The following is a 13578-nucleotide window of genomic DNA, read 5'->3' on the forward strand; positions in this document are numbered from 1 at the left end:
GCCGGCCGTGGGCTGCCGTCCCGTACCGGCCGAGGCGGCGGAAACAGGCAGGTCACGGTTGGGTGAGGGGATGGAGAGAAGAAACGCCGGACCGGCGGAACGTCAGGAAGGACGCCGCCCGGCTGCGGGCGGGCGAAACCTGGGGGTCACGGCGGGAAAAGCGCGAGAGGAGGCCCGCTCAGCGGGCGGCGCGAGGCGAACAGAGGCCGCTGGACACACGCACGAGGTCGACATGACGTCGACGCGTGAGGTCCTTGGGCTGGTTCATGTGAAGGATTTAAGCAGACAATGGCCCGATTGGTCGAGATGACTCCTGTTAAGAATCCGTGATGCCTTGATAGGGTCCCCCTTTCATGCGGATCGAACAGCTCGAGTACCTCCAGACCGTCGCCCGGCTCGGCTCCCTGCGCCGCGCCGCCGAGGCGCTGCACCTGTCACAGCCCGCGCTCAGCGAGACCGTGCGCAATCTCGAACGCGAACTCGGCGTCGACCTGCTGGACCGCCACCGTTTCGGGAGCCCGCACCAGCGATGCCGGACGCGAACTGCTGCCGCACGTCGCCGCGGTCCTGGAGGCCGTGGACCGGCTGCGCCAGGCCGCCGACCACCAGCACCAGGTCAGCCGGATGGTCAGGCTCGGCACCGTGCACGCCGCGACCGTCCCGCTGCTGGTCCCCGCCGTCCAGGACTTCCGCGCCGCACACCCGCGGACCCAGGTCGAAGTCGTCACCGCCCAGCAGGTCGACATCCACCGGATGCTCGCCGAGGGCGGCCTCGACCTGGGCCTCGTCAACTACCTCAGCGGCGACGACCTGCCGCCCGACCTGGACTCCACCCAACTGCTGCGCGGTCGCCCCGTCGTCTGCCTGCGCCCCGACAGCCCACTGGCCGCGCACTCCGCCGTCAGCGTCGACGCCCTGCTGCGCGAGCCGCTGATCGTCATGCGAGCCGGTTATGTGATGCACCGCTACATCCACCGGCTGCTGCGCGGCCGCACCCCGGTCTTCTCCTACTCCACCGACGGCGCCGAGATGGGCAAGCTCATGGTCGCCGAGGGCCTGGGCGCCACCGTACTGCCCGACTTCAGCGTCATCGGCGACCCGCTGGAACGCCACGGCGTCATCACCTGGCGTCCGCTCGCCGACGCGGAGAAGGGCACGGAGGTGGTGATGGCCGCCGAGCGCCGCCGCTCCGGTTCGTCCGCGCGGGCCGTCCGCGATCTGCACGACATCCTGCTGGAGCGGGCGCGGTTGTACCGGCGCTGACATCCCCCGCCTGCCGCCTGCCGCCTGCCGCCTGCCGCCTGCCGCCTGCCGCCTGCCGCCTGCCGCGACGGGCGACGGTAGGGGCTTCCCGGCCGCGGTGATCGCGCATTTGTGGCGTGGGTCGCCACGGTTTACGGTGAAAATGCTTGGAGAGCTTCGCCGGTGCGGGCCGAGAGGCGGCGCGTGACCGGGCCGGCTCCAGGTGAGGGAAGTGATCCGGTTGTCCGTCGCCTGGGACGACATAGGCGGACTCGTCGACGCCCATGAACGTTTTCTGAGCGGGGCGCCCGTCGAGGCGGACGTGCGCGGCCCGGTGCTCGGGTCCTGGAAACGCTGCCGGTCCGCCGGACTCGAACCGCATCAACTGGTCATCCCGCAAGCGCCGGACCTGGTGCTGGACGACCGGTTCCTGCGCGCGGCGGACCCGGTACTGCGGGAACTGGCGGCCTCGCTGACGGACGTCGGCATGTCGATCGCGCTGTGCGACGCGCACGGCCGGATGGCCCGGCGGATCGGCGGGGACCTGCGGTTGCGTGACCGCCTCGATCAGGTCGGGTGGGCGCCCGGGCACGACACCTCCGAGGCGGTGGCCGGCACCAACGGCGTCGGCACCGCGCTCGCCGAGCGCAGCCCCGTCTACGTCGCCGGCCGCGAGCACTTCGCCGACTGCCTGCAGCCCTTCGCGTGCGCCGGTTCCCCGGTCCGCGATCCGCTCAGCGGACGCATCGAGGGCGCCCTCGACCTCACCTGCCTGCGCGACCAGGGCGACCCGGTCATGCAGCGGCTGGTCCACGCCGCCGTCCAGCACATCGAGTCCCGTCTGCTGGAGCAGGCCACCCAACGGGAGCGTGCGCTGCTGGCCGCGTACCGGCGGGCCGGCGCGCAGGCGGGCGAGTGGCCGGGGCAGCCGGAGGCGCCGGGCGGCGAGGACCGGCTGAGCCGGGTCGACCTGGCGGTGCTGCGGGAACGCGCCGAGGAGCTGATCGCGTCGCCGCACCGCATCCTCGACGAGGTCACCCTGCCCGACGGGCGCGTCGCCGCCCTGCTGCGCCGGCCGGTCCAGGGCCCCTCGGGGGAGACGGGCGTCGCCGTCGAGGCCCGCGTCCTCGGCAGCCCCCGCCCGATCACCCTCGACGTCACGCCGCCGCCTCCGCTCGTCGGGCCGACGGCGGAGCCGGCCCGGGCCCCCGCCGTCGTACGGGCCGTCGTCCCGCCGCTCCCGGCGGGGCCGCCGCAGCCGTCGGCGCCCTCGGAGCCGCCCGGGAACGCCGTGGACGCCGTGGACGTCGCGAGCGGGGTGGCCGCGGGCGACGACGGGCGGCTGGTGCTGGTCGGCGAGCCCGGCGTCGGGCGGCTGGCCGTCCTGGCGCGCCGGCGGCTGGAACTGCTGCACGAGGCCGGGGGGCGGATCGGCACCACCCTCGACGTCACGCGCACCGCGGAGGAGCTGACCGAGGTGGCGGTGGAACGGTTCGCCGACGTCGTCACCGTCGACCTGCCGGACGCGGTGCTGCGCGGCGAGGAACCCGGACCGCTCGGCGCGGGGACGCGGCTGCGCCGGGTCGCCGTGGCCGCCGGGGGCGAGGCGCCGCACCCGTACGGCGTCGGCGAGCAGGTCGTGTACGAGGCCGCCGCCCCGCAGGCGCGCAGCCTGGAGGGCACGCAGGCGGTGCTGGAACCCGAGCCGGGCGACCGCACCGGCAGCACTTGCCGCACTTGCCGCACCGACGGCACAGACCAGGCCGGCCGCGCCGACGGCACCGGCGGTACCGACGGCACCGGCCACATGGACCGCGCCGACCGGGAACCGCTGCCGCCCGCGTCGGCGCCCGCGGCCGGCGTTCACTCCCTGATCACCTTGCCGTTGTCGGCGCGCGGCGCGGTCCTCGGCGTGGTGAGCTTCTACCGCTGCGGGCGGCCGGCCCCCTTCGAGGACGACGACCTGTCACTCGCCCAGGAACTCGCCGGCCGCGCCGCGATCTGCGTCGACAACGCCCGCCGCTACACCCGCGAGCACCACACCGCCCTCGCCCTGCAGCGCAGCCTGCTGCCGAAGGGGCGGCCCGAGCAGAGCGCGGTCGAGGCCGCCTACCGTTACCTGCCCGCGCGGGCCGGCGTCGGCGGCGACTGGTTCGACGTCATCCCGCTGTCCGGGGCCCGCGTCGCGCTGGTCGTCGGCGACGTCGTCGGCCACGGGCTGCACGCCGCCGCCACCATGGGCCGGCTGCGCACCGCCGTGCACAACTTCTGCTCCCTCGACCTGCCGCCCGAGGAACTCCTCACGCACCTCGACGACCTGGTCGCCCGGCTCGACCGGTGCGAGGGCTGGGCGGTGGGCGGCGCCCAGGGGGATTCCGGGATCGTCGGGGCGACCTGCCTGTACGTCGTCTACGACCCGGTGTCCCGGCACTGCTGCCTGACCAGCGCCGGACACCTGCCGCCCGCGATCGTGGGCCCCGACGGGACCGTCGAGATCCTCGACCTGCCCTCCGGGCCGCCGCTCGGGCTCGGCGGCATGCCCTTCGAGATGGTCGAGCTGGAGCTGGCCGAGGGCAGCCAGCTGGTGCTCTACACCGACGGGCTGGTCGTGGACCGGGTGCACGACATCGACGTCGTCCTACAGCGGCTGCGGGAGGTGCTGGCGGTGCCCGGCCGGGCGCCCGAGGACACCTGCGAGGCGGTGCTGGACGCGTTGCTTCCGGTCAGGCCGAGCGACGACGTGGCCCTGCTCGTCGCCCGCACCCGCGCCCTGGGGCCGGAGCAGGTCGCCCAGTGGGACCTGCCCTGCGACCCGGCGGTCGTCGCCCGCACCCGCGCCGCGGTCATCCGGCAACTCGCCGTCTGGGGCCTGGACGACATGGCCTTCACCACCGAACTGGTCGTCAGTGAACTGGTCACCAACGCCATCCGGCACGCCACCGGCCCCGTCCAGCTCCGGCTCCTGCGCGACCGCGCGCTGATCTGCGAGGTCGCCGACGGCAGCAGCACCGCGCCCCGCCTGCGCCGCGCCCGCACCGAGGACGAGGGCGGCCGCGGCCTGTTCCTGGTCGCCCGGCTGACCGAGCGGTGGGGGACGCGGTACACCGCCGACGGCAAGGTGATCTGGACGGAACAGCGACTGCCCTGACACTGACGGGGTTCAGGCCGCTGCCTGTCGTGGACCACCCGGTCACCAGCCGGTCAGCAGCAGGTGGTTGACCAGCAGGGCGAGCGCGGCCTGGGCCGCGAGCCAGCCGCGCCGTCCGGTCGGGAACGCGCAGGCCGGCAACAGCCACCAGGCGAACGGCAGCCAGATGCGTTCCGTCTCCGCCTTGCTCATCCCGGACAGATCGGCGACCAGGAGGGCGAGCAGCGCGGCGGCGATCAGCAATTCCAGGCGGACGGGGCCGGCGGGCGCCGTGCCCGTGCGCCGCAGTCCCGCCGCCCTGCGCCCCAGTCCGGCCGCCGTGCGCCGCAGTCCCGCCGCCGTCGCCGGGCCGACGACGAACACCGTGCAGGCCAGGTTCGCCCACACCCAGTAGCCGTACGGCCTTACCCCGCCGACGCCTTGGTGGTAGCGGGTGACCAACAGGCGGTACGCGGCCCACCAGTCGAAACCCAGCGCGGTGAACACCACCGGGACGACGGCGAGTCCGGCCGACAGGAAGGCGAGCGGGGAGAGCGGCGGGCACGTGCGGAGGGTGTGGCGGGCGCAGGGCATGCGGGGGGTGCGGCGGGAGCCGAGGAGCAGGACGGCCGCGGCGATCACGGCGAAGAGGGTGAGGCCGTAGGAGAGGTAGGCGGTCAGCCCGAACAGCAGGCCCGAGGCGAAGCCGGTCGCGCCCGGCCGGTGACCCGTGACCGCCAGGGCCAGCAGCGCCACCGCCCAGGCGACGACCGCCGCGAAGTACCCGTCCGCCGAGGTGCCCACCCACACCGCGCCCGGGGCCAGGGCGAGGAAGGGCGCGGCCCGTCGGGCCGGCCGCTCCGCGACCAGCGCCCGCACGGCGACCAGGACCGCGGCCGGCGCGGTCGTGCCGACGGTGATGACGAAGACGCCCGCCCAGCCGCCACCGCCCAGGCCGATCCGGTCGAGCAGCACGAAGGTGAGCGTGGCCGCGGGAGGGTGCCCGGCGACGTGCGCGGGCCAGTTGCCTGGCGCGTCGATGAGGATGTGGTGGGTGAAGTCCCGCAGGGCGGCGGGGATGTCGGGGAAACGGCCGACGGCCCGGAGATACTCGCTGCGGGTCGTGAGCTGTTCGGCGACTCCCCGGTACCAGCCGTCGACGAGGGCCAGCGACCACGTCCAGGCCGCCGCCGTTCCCCACACCGCGAACAGCAGCCGCCGCCACGGCAGTCGGGCGGCGAGTGGCACGCCGTACGCGATCACCGCGATCGCCACGGCGACCGCGGCCGGCGTACCCGGGCCGACGTGCGGCTCCCAGGTCGCGAGGAGCGGTGGCCGGCCTACCCGGAGCGAGCCGGTCCGGTCCTCCAGGGCGTCGCCCACCAGGACGGCGGCCACGACCAGCAGCGCGGCGGCCCCGGCGGCGTACAGGTCACGTCGGAGGGCCGGTCCGCGGCCACGGCGGGCGTCGCCGCGGGGGAGGGGGCCGGGAAGGCGGGCGTCGTCGGGCAGGGCGTCGTCGGGGAGGGCGCGGGTCACGCCGAAAACGGTAGGACCGGGCGGCCGGGCCGGCCCGCTGACGTGGGCGGACGTCAGAGTTTCGTCATGGTTCCGGCGCCCTTCGCGGGGGTGCCGCGGACCTACGGTCGGGGCATGACACGGACTCCCTTCTCGCCCGGCTTCTGGCGCAGCCCCGTGCGCGGCCCCTGGTTCACGTCGGTGCTCGGCCTGGTCCTGCTCGGCGGTGTCACGCTGCTGTTCGTGACGGGCCTGCTGTCGTACGCCGCCTACAACCCGGACCTCTCCCCGCTCAACGACAGGACTCCGGACAAGGGCATCCTCGGCTTCTACCTCTTCCCCTGGCCGACCCACCCGCACTGGCTGTACCGGCTCACCCAGGGTGTCCACGTCACCCTCGGCGTCGCGCTGGTCCCCGTGCTGCTGGCCAAGCTGTGGTCGGTCGTGCCCCGGCTGTTCGCGCTGCCGCCCGCCCGGTCCCTCGCCCACGCGCTGGAGCGGATATCGCTGCTGCTCCTGGTCGGCGGCGGCCTCTTCGAGTTCACCACCGGCGTGCTCAACGTCCAGTTGGACTACGTCTTCCCCGGCTCCATCTACCCTCTGCACTTCTACGGCGCCTGGGTGTTCTTCGCCGCGTTCCTCGCGCACGCCGCGCTGAAGACACCGGCCGCGTTGCGCGGGCTGCGGCAACTGCGTTCGGAGGAAAGCGAGTTGACGTCACCGCGGCCCGCCGAGCCGACGGTGTCCCGGCGCGGTGCGCTCGGGCTGGTCGGGGGCGGCTCGCTGCTGCTGGTCGCCACGACCGCCGGGCAGACCTCCGACGGGCTGCGGTGGACCGCCCTCCTCGCACCGCACGGCGGCGGTGAACCGGCCGCGGGACCGGGCGGCTTCCAGATCAACAAGACGGCCGCGCGAGCGGGGATCCGGGCGGCGGAGACCGCCGAGGACGCCTGGCGGCTGGTGCTGACCGGACGCGCCGGCACCGTCCGGCTCGGCCGGGCCGAACTGCTGCGACTCCCGCTGCACAGCGCGGCGTTGCCCATCGCCTGCGTGGAGGGCTGGTCCACCTCCGACCAGTGGTGGCGCGGCGTGCGGCTGCGCGATCTCGCCGCCCTCGTCGGACACGACGACCCCGCCGACGTCCTCGTGGAGTCGTTGCAGCGGCACGGCGCCTTCCGCCGGGCCGCCCTGCGCGCGAACCAGGTCGCCGACCCCCGCTCCCTGCTCGCCCTGTTCGTCAACGGCGAGGAGCTGACCCCCGACCACGGCCACCCGGCGCGGATCATCGTGCCCGCGGCACCCGGTGTGCTCAACACCAAGTGGGTGGCCCGGATGACCTTCGGAGACCTGTGATGCGGAGACCTGTGATGCGCCGCCTCGGGAACGCCTTCGGCAGTCCTCGGCAACTCGTCGTGCTCGGCGGCTCGTTCGCCCTCGCCGGCTACGCGGGCGTACGGCTGCTCGCGGCGGACCGGTTCGGCGTCGTGCTGTGGGTGGTGGGGGCGGCGCTGCTGCACGACCTGGTGCTGCTGCCGCTGTACGCGGCGGCGGACCGGGCGCTGGTGCGGGCGGTGGGCCGCAGGCGGACGTGGGCCGGGTACGTCCGGGTTCCCGCGGCGCTCTCGCTGATGCTGCTGCTGGTGTGGTTCCCGCTGATCAGCGGGCAGGTCGCGGGGCGTTACGCCTCCGCCACCGGCCTGTCCCCGGACGGCTTCGCCACCCGCTGGCTGCTGGTGACGGCCGCGCTGTTCGCCGGCTCGGCGCTGCTGTTCGCGCTGCGGCTGCGCAGGGCGACGAAGCAGCGGCCGCCCGCCGTCCACTGAGCGTCGGCACGCCAGCCCGCCCGGCCCGTGAGCCGCAGCAGGGCGGGCGTGCCGAGCCGCGCCCACGGGAAGGGGCGGCCGGCGCTCCCGCGGGCGTCGGTGACGTGCACCCTCACCCGTTCGTCGATGTCCGGCCCGGGCACCGTCTCGGCGATCAACAGGCCACCGGGGGAGAGGAGCCGGGCCACCCGGTCGAGGAGGGCGCGCGGGTCGCCGCCGATGCCGACGTTGCCGTCGATCAGCAGCGCGGTGCCCCAGCGGCCCTCGCCGGGCAGCGGCTCGAAGACGGAGCGGCGCAGCGCCTGCCCGCCGAGGGCCACCGTGCGGGCGACGGCGGCCTCGCTCACGTCGATGCCCAGCACCGGTCGGCCCCGCGCGGCCAGCGCCGCGACCAGGCGGCCCGGCCCGCAGCCGACGTCCAGTACCGCGCCCTCGCAGCGCCGCAGCACCTCCAGGTCGGCCGCGTCCGCGTCCGCGCACCAGCGCTCCACCTCCAGGGGCAGCAGCCAGCCGTCGGCCCGGCGCAGGAAGAGCGGACCCCGGCCGCTGCGCAGGGCGTCGGAGTAGGGATCGGCGGACCAGGCGCCATGCCCACCCGCCCACCCGGCCGACTCCGGACCGGCTTCCCCGGCGGCTCCCGGCGCGGCGACCGGGAGCGGTCCGGCCTGCCGCTCGGTGAGTGCCGCCGCGTCACCGGTACCCCTGACACCGGCGTCCCGCACCCTGGCACCGCTCACCCGGACACCGCCCCGAGACGTGCTCGTACCGCGGCGAAGCGGCTGCCGGGTGCGGACCCGGCGACGGCGTCCGCGTCCCGTACGGTGTCCACGTCCCGCAGCCGTGGCAGCTCCCGCACCCGCAGTCCCGCGAGCCGGGCGCGCTGCGCGGTGCCGGTGTGCGGCGTCGACATGGGCACGCCGCGCAGCAGCGCCGGATCGGGGTCGGCCAGGCCCAGCGCCCAGAAGCCGCCGTCCTCGGCGGGGCCGAAGCAGGCGTCGCAGTCCGTGAAGTCGACGGCGAGGAGTTCCGGGGTCACCTGGGGCGTGTCCATGCCGATCAGGAGGGCCGGGCCGTCGCAGCCCGCGAAGGCCGCGGCGAGCCGTTCGTCGAGGCCGCCCGCGCACTGCGGCACCACCTCGAAGCCGGCCGGCAGCCAGGTGCCGGGCTCTCCGTCCAGCACCAGCACCCGGCGCCGGGCGGGCGTCCGCGCCACCGCGTCCAGGGTGTCCGCGAGGGCCGCCTCCGCGAGCGCCGCGGCCTCGTACGGGGTGAACGGCGGCGTCAGCCGGGTCTTCACCCGCCCCGGCCGGGGTTCCTTGGCGATGACCATGAGCGTCGTCACGCGGGGCCTCCCTCGCCGGCCGGTCCGGTGGCCGGGTCGGTGAGCACGCGGCTCATGTCGCGTACCGCCTGCCAGGTGCCGCGCCAGGTCCCGGTCACCTTGGAGGAGCCGGTGCGCGGGCGGTACGGGACGTCGTACTCGGCGATCCGCCAGCCCGCGTCGGCGGCGCGGACCACCATCTGCAGGGGGTAGCCGCTGCGCCGGTCGGACAGGCCGAGGGCGAGCAGCGGCTCGCGGCGGGCGGCGCGCAGCGGGCCGACGTCGTGCAGGCGCAGACCGGTGCGGCGGCGCAGCAGGCGGGCGAGGGCGAGGTTGCCGGCCCGGGCGTGCGGGGGCCAGGCGCCGCGTGTCTGCGGGCGTCGCCTGCCCAGCACCAGGTCGGCCTCGCCGACCAGGATCCGCCGGACGAACGGCACCAGGCCGGCCGGGTCGAGGGAGGCGTCGCAGTCGCAGAAGCACACGATGTCGGCCGTCGCGGCGGTCAGGCCGGCGTGGCACGCGGCGCCGAAGCCGCGCCGTTCCTCGCGCACGACGTGCGCGCCGAGATCGCGGGCGATGCGGGCGGAGCCGTCGGTGGAACCGTTGTCCACGACGAGCGCGCGCCAGCCGGGCGGGATGCGGCGCAGCACCCAGGGCAGGGCCGCGGCCTCGTCGAGACAGGGCAGCACGACGTCCACGGACGCCGTGACCGGTGCTGAGGCGGAAGAGGTCGTCACCCCTCTCACCCTACGAACGCGAAACGGGCGAATCGGACGCAAGCTCCTTACGGAAAAAGGACGTCACGGTGCGGCGGCGGCGTCACCGTGCGCGCGGTGCGACGCTGGCTTCATGGAGCAGCAGCCGAACACACCCGGCGGGGCCCGGGTCCTCGTCGTGGACGACGACCCCACCGTCGCCGAGGTCGTCACCGGATACCTCGACCGGGCCGGATACGTCGTCGACCGGGCCTGCGACGGCCCCGACGCGCTCGCCCGGGCCGCCGCCCACTGGCCCGACCTGGTCGTCCTCGACCTGATGCTGCCCGGCATGGACGGCCTGGAGGTGTGCCGGCGGATGCGCGGCCGCGGTCCGGTGCCGGTCATCATGCTCACCGCCCGCGGCGACGAGGACGACCGCATCCTCGGCCTGGAGGTGGGCGCCGACGACTACGTCACCAAGCCCTTCAGCCCCCGCGAACTCGTCCTGCGCGTCGAGTCGGTGCTGCGCCGCACCCGGCCCGCGCGGCCCTCCGGCATCCTGCGCGCGGCCGGCCTGAGCGTCGACCCGGCGGCCCGCCGCGCCGTCAAGGACGGCAACGAACTCGCTCTGACTGTGCGGGAGTTCGACCTGCTCGCGTTCTTCCTGCGGCACCCCGGGCGGGTCTACGGCCGTCAGGACCTGATGCGCGAGGTGTGGGGCTGGGACTTCGGCGACCTGTCGACCGTCACCGTCCACGTCCGCCGGCTGCGCGGCAAGGTCGAGGACGACCCGGCACGCCCCCGCCTGATCCAGACGGTTTGGGGCGTCGGCTACCGCTTCGACACCTCGGGAGCCTCCGGTGCGCTCGACGCCGCTGGAGCTTCCGACGCCTCCTGGGCCTCCGGCGGCTCCGGGGTGTCCGGCACCTCCGAGGCTTCCTGGGCATCCGGCGGATCCGAGGCATCCGGAGTGCCCGACGCCTCCGGTACCTCCGTGGTGTCCGTAGCGTCCGACGTTTCCCGGGCTTCCGATGACCCCGGGGCTTCCGACGGGGCCAGGGCTTCCGGGGCCTCCTGGGCTTCTGACAGCCCCGGGGCTTCCGCGGCCTCCGACGGGCCCGGGGCCTCCGACGGGCCCGGGGCCTTCCGCGCATCCGATGACGCCGGGGTGTCCGGAGCAGCCGAGGCGTCCGATGGGCCCGGGGGCCCCGGCGGGCCTGGGGCGTCCGGCGCACTCCGGACTCCCGGCGCGCCCGGGGCGTCCGGGGCGTCCGGCGCACCCCGGACTCTCGGCGGGCCCGGGGCGTCCGACGCGCCCCGGATTCCCGGCGCGCCCCGAGCGGAGGCGTGACCGTGGGGGACGCTCTGCTCATCGCCCTGTTCGCCTTTCTCGGTGCCGCCGCGGCCGGGCTCCTCGGCGCCGGGGTGCTGCTGATGATCCGGCGGCGCTCGCTCGTCACGCACCTCGCCGTGGTCGCCGGCGTCGCCGTCACCGCGATGCTCGCGGGCACGCTCGCGGTCGCGCAGGCGATGTTCCTGTCCGGGCACGACCTGCGCGTCGTCACGACCGTCGTCGCGATGGCCGCCGTGGTCTCCCTCGCCACCGCCCTCCTGCTCGGCCGCTGGGTCGCCGCCCGCAGCCGGGCCCTCGCGCTCGCCGCCCGCTCCTTCGGTGACGGCGGCGACTTCACCTCGCCCGACGGTCCCGCCGCCGCCGAACTCGCCACGCTGAGCCGGGAGTTGGAGGCCACCAGCGCCAGGCTCGCCGAGTCCCGGGAACGCGAGCGCGCCCTGGAGTCCTCCCGCCGCGAACTCGTCGCCTGGATCTCCCACGACCTGCGCACCCCGCTCGCCGGACTGCGCGCGATGTCCGAGGCACTGGAGGACGGCGTCGCCGCCGACCCCGCCCGCTACCTGAGGCAGATGCGCACCGAGGTCGAACGCCTCAACGACATGGTGAGCGACCTCTTCGAACTCTCCCGCATCCACGCCGGCGCCCTGACCCTGTCCGTCTCCCGGATGTCCCTGTACGACCTCGTCGGCGACGCCCTCTCCGGGGCGGACGCCCTCGCCCGCGAGCACGGCGTGCGGCTCGTCGGCGACCGCATCGAGCCGGTGCCGGTCGAGGTGGACGGCAAGGAGATGAGCCGCGTGCTCGGCAACCTGCTGGTCAACGCGATCCGCCGAACCCCGGCCGACGGCACGGTCGCCGTCGCCGCGGAACGCTCGGCCGACGGCGTGGTGGTGTCCGTCACCGACGGCTGCGGCGGCATCCCCGAGGAGGACCTGCCCCGCGTGTTCGACACCGGCTGGCGCGGCACCCACGCCCGGACGCCGCCCGCCGGGGCGGGACTCGGCCTCGCCATCGTCCGCGGCATCGTCGAGGCCCACCGGGGCCGGGCCGGCGTGCGCAACATCCCCGGCGGCTGCCGATTCGAGGTGACGCTGCCCGCGGCCCGAACCTGAGCGCACGCGCCTCGGGCCTGAGCGCACGCGCCTCGGGCCTGAGCGCACGCGCCTCGGACCTGAGCGCACGCGCCCCGGCACTCATCCGGCCGCCGCGAACTCCCGCATCCCCTCCGCGAACCCCACCCGCGCCGTCCACCCCAACTCCCCGCGCAGCCGCGCCGAGTCGGCCGTGACGTGCCGCACGTCGCCGAGCCGGTACGCGCCGGTGACGACCGGTTCGGGGCCGCCGTACGCCGCCGCGAGCGCCCGGGCCATCTCGCCGACCGTGCGCACCTCGCCGCTGCCGGTGTTGTACGCGGTCAGCGCACCCTCCGGTGAACCGGCCGAACCGGCCTCCAGGGCGGCCACGTTGGCGGCGGCCACGTCCCGTACGTGGACGAAGTCCCGCCGCTGGCAGCCGTCCTCGTAGACCTGCGGCGCCGCACCGCGCGCCAGCGCCGAGCGGAAGAAGGAGGCCACACCGGCGTACGGGGTGTCGCGGGGCATACCCGGCCCGTACACGTTGTGGTAGCGCAGCGACACCGCCGAGCCGCCGGTGTCCCGCGCCCACGCCGCCGCCAGGTGCTCCTGGGCGAGCTTCGTCGTGGCGTACACGTTCCGCGGATCGGCGGGGGCGTCCTCGCCGACCAGCCCGGGGGCGAGGTCCGCCCCGCACACCGGGCAGGGCGGTTCGAAACGGCCCGCGTCCAGGTCGGCCACGGTCCGTGGCCCCGGCCGCACGGTCCCGTGCCGGCCGCAGGTGTACCGCCCCTCGCCGTACGCCACCATCGACCCGGCGAGCACGAGCCGCCGTACGCCCGCCTCCGCCATCGCGGTCAGCAGCACGGCGGTGCCGAGGTCGTTGCGGGAGACGTACTCCGCCGCGTCCGCGAAGCCGGTGCCGAGCCCCACCATCGCCGCCTGGTGGCAGACGGCGTCCACCCCGGCGAGGGCGCGGCGGACCGTCTCCGCGTCCCGTACGTCGGACGGCGGATCCGCCCGGACGTCGAGGACGACGGTTTCGTGGCCCCGCGCCCGCAGCGCCCGCACGACATGGGACCCGATGAACCCGGCACCGCCGGTGACCAGTACACGCATGGCCCAACGCTAGGGCGCCGGACGGCCGCGTCGGCCGGGCCGGCCCGGCACGTCACCGGTCCGTAAGACCTCCGCGCCGTCAGATCTGCGCCGCCGTCAGCCGGCCACGGCCGCCCGGGGAGGCCCGGCCCGGACGCCGTCGTCCCACCCGGCCGACGGCGAAAGCGTGCGCGAACCGGGCCACGGTCTCGACGAGAAGACGCGACACGACTCGACGAGAAGACGCGACACGAGAGGTCTAGACTCGGCCCCTCAGCGGCCCGCGTGACCGCGGCCGGGAGCGGGCAGCACCTGCTGCCAGAC

At 75.5% G+C, this 13578-nt stretch carries 10 protein-coding genes and 2 pseudogenes; 5 read left to right on the forward strand and 7 right to left on the reverse strand.

Annotated features, from left to right (window positions below):
• Nucleotides 1-178: 178 nt before the first annotated feature.
• A complete protein-coding gene (locus ACZ5GT_RS15080) occupies nucleotides 179-268 on the reverse strand; it encodes a putative leader peptide (protein WP_360758204.1) in 90 nt (29 codons plus the stop codon).
• Nucleotides 269-353: 85 nt separating this feature from the next.
• Between ACZ5GT_RS15080 and ACZ5GT_RS15085 the strand changes: the two are divergent.
• Together ACZ5GT_RS15085 and ACZ5GT_RS15090 are read left to right on the forward strand one after the other, a co-directional pair.
• Nucleotides 354-1263 (forward strand): annotated as a pseudogene (locus tag ACZ5GT_RS15085) (LysR family transcriptional regulator).
• Between the two features lie 211 nt (nucleotides 1264-1474).
• Nucleotides 1475-4390: a SpoIIE family protein phosphatase gene (locus ACZ5GT_RS15090; RefSeq protein WP_469021832.1), complete on the forward strand. Its 2916-nt coding sequence runs from the start codon at nucleotides 1475-1477 to the stop codon at nucleotides 4388-4390.
• A gap of 42 nt (nucleotides 4391-4432) precedes the next feature.
• On the opposite strand, the gene ACZ5GT_RS15095 is transcribed toward ACZ5GT_RS15090, so the two are convergent.
• Nucleotides 4433-5908 carry a hypothetical protein gene (locus ACZ5GT_RS15095; RefSeq protein ID WP_469021837.1) on the reverse strand — a complete coding sequence of 492 codons (1476 nt, stop codon included), beginning with the start codon at nucleotides 5906-5908 and terminating at the stop codon, nucleotides 4433-4435.
• A gap of 114 nt (nucleotides 5909-6022) precedes the next feature.
• Here ACZ5GT_RS15095 and ACZ5GT_RS15100 point away from each other — a divergent pair, with 114 nt between their 5' ends.
• Nucleotides 6023-7240 (forward strand): molybdopterin-dependent oxidoreductase, encoded by a 1218-nt coding sequence (locus ACZ5GT_RS15100; RefSeq protein WP_469021841.1) that lies wholly within the window; start codon nucleotides 6023-6025, stop codon nucleotides 7238-7240.
• Nucleotides 7241-7565: 325 nt separating this feature from the next.
• Here ACZ5GT_RS15100 and ACZ5GT_RS15105 read toward each other — a convergent pair whose 3' ends face one another.
• From ACZ5GT_RS15105 to ACZ5GT_RS15115, 3 genes are read right to left on the reverse strand one after another with little or no spacing between them, the layout of a single operon-like run.
• Complete coding sequence (locus tag ACZ5GT_RS15105) at nucleotides 7566-8447, reverse strand: class I SAM-dependent methyltransferase (RefSeq protein WP_469021846.1); 882 nt, start codon at nucleotides 8445-8447, stop codon at nucleotides 7566-7568.
• A complete protein-coding gene (locus ACZ5GT_RS15110) occupies nucleotides 8444-9052 on the reverse strand; it encodes a TIGR04282 family arsenosugar biosynthesis glycosyltransferase (protein WP_469021852.1) in 609 nt (202 codons plus the stop codon). Before ACZ5GT_RS15110 ends, ACZ5GT_RS15105 begins: the two co-directional genes overlap by 4 nt.
• The gene (locus ACZ5GT_RS15115; RefSeq protein ID WP_469021855.1) at nucleotides 9049-9777 is read right to left on the reverse strand and encodes a glycosyltransferase family 2 protein; all 729 of its coding nucleotides are present in this window, start codon (nucleotides 9775-9777) and stop codon (nucleotides 9049-9051) included. Before ACZ5GT_RS15115 ends, ACZ5GT_RS15110 begins: the two co-directional genes overlap by 4 nt.
• A 103-nt stretch (nucleotides 9778-9880) precedes the next feature.
• On the opposite strand from ACZ5GT_RS15115, the pseudogene ACZ5GT_RS15120 reads away from it, so the two are divergent.
• Nucleotides 9881-10585, forward strand: a pseudogene (locus ACZ5GT_RS15120) (response regulator transcription factor); the annotation flags it as partial.
• A gap of 497 nt (nucleotides 10586-11082) precedes the next feature.
• Complete coding sequence (locus tag ACZ5GT_RS15125; protein ID WP_469021860.1) at nucleotides 11083-12195, forward strand: sensor histidine kinase; 1113 nt, start codon at nucleotides 11083-11085, stop codon at nucleotides 12193-12195.
• 81 nt (nucleotides 12196-12276) lie between these two features.
• Here the strand turns inward: ACZ5GT_RS15125 and ACZ5GT_RS15130 are convergent, their stop codons facing one another.
• Nucleotides 12277-13275, reverse strand: coding sequence for an NAD-dependent epimerase/dehydratase family protein (locus ACZ5GT_RS15130; protein ID WP_469021866.1), 999 nt, complete (start codon nucleotides 13273-13275; stop codon nucleotides 12277-12279).
• A 79-nt stretch (nucleotides 13276-13354) separates the two neighbouring features.
• Nucleotides 13355-13483: a hypothetical protein gene (locus ACZ5GT_RS15135; protein ID WP_469021871.1), complete on the reverse strand. Its 129-nt coding sequence runs from the start codon at nucleotides 13481-13483 to the stop codon at nucleotides 13355-13357.
• Between the last annotated feature and the right edge of the window lie 95 nt (nucleotides 13484-13578).

This window comes from Streptomyces sp. NPDC031340, from assembly GCF_055569945.1.

Bases quoted from the DNA above. Each gene is read 5' to 3' on its own strand.
- ACZ5GT_RS15100 (WP_469021841.1), top strand. From the start codon at position 6,023: ATGACACGGACTCCCTTCTCGCCCGGCTTCTGGCGCAGCCCCGTGCGC.
- ACZ5GT_RS15130 (WP_469021866.1), bottom strand. From the start codon at position 13,275: ATGCGTGTACTGGTCACCGGCGGTGCCGGGTTCATCGGGTCCCATGTC.
- ACZ5GT_RS15080 (WP_360758204.1), bottom strand. From the start codon at position 268: ATGAACCAGCCCAAGGACCTCACGCGTCGACGTCATGTCGACCTCGTG.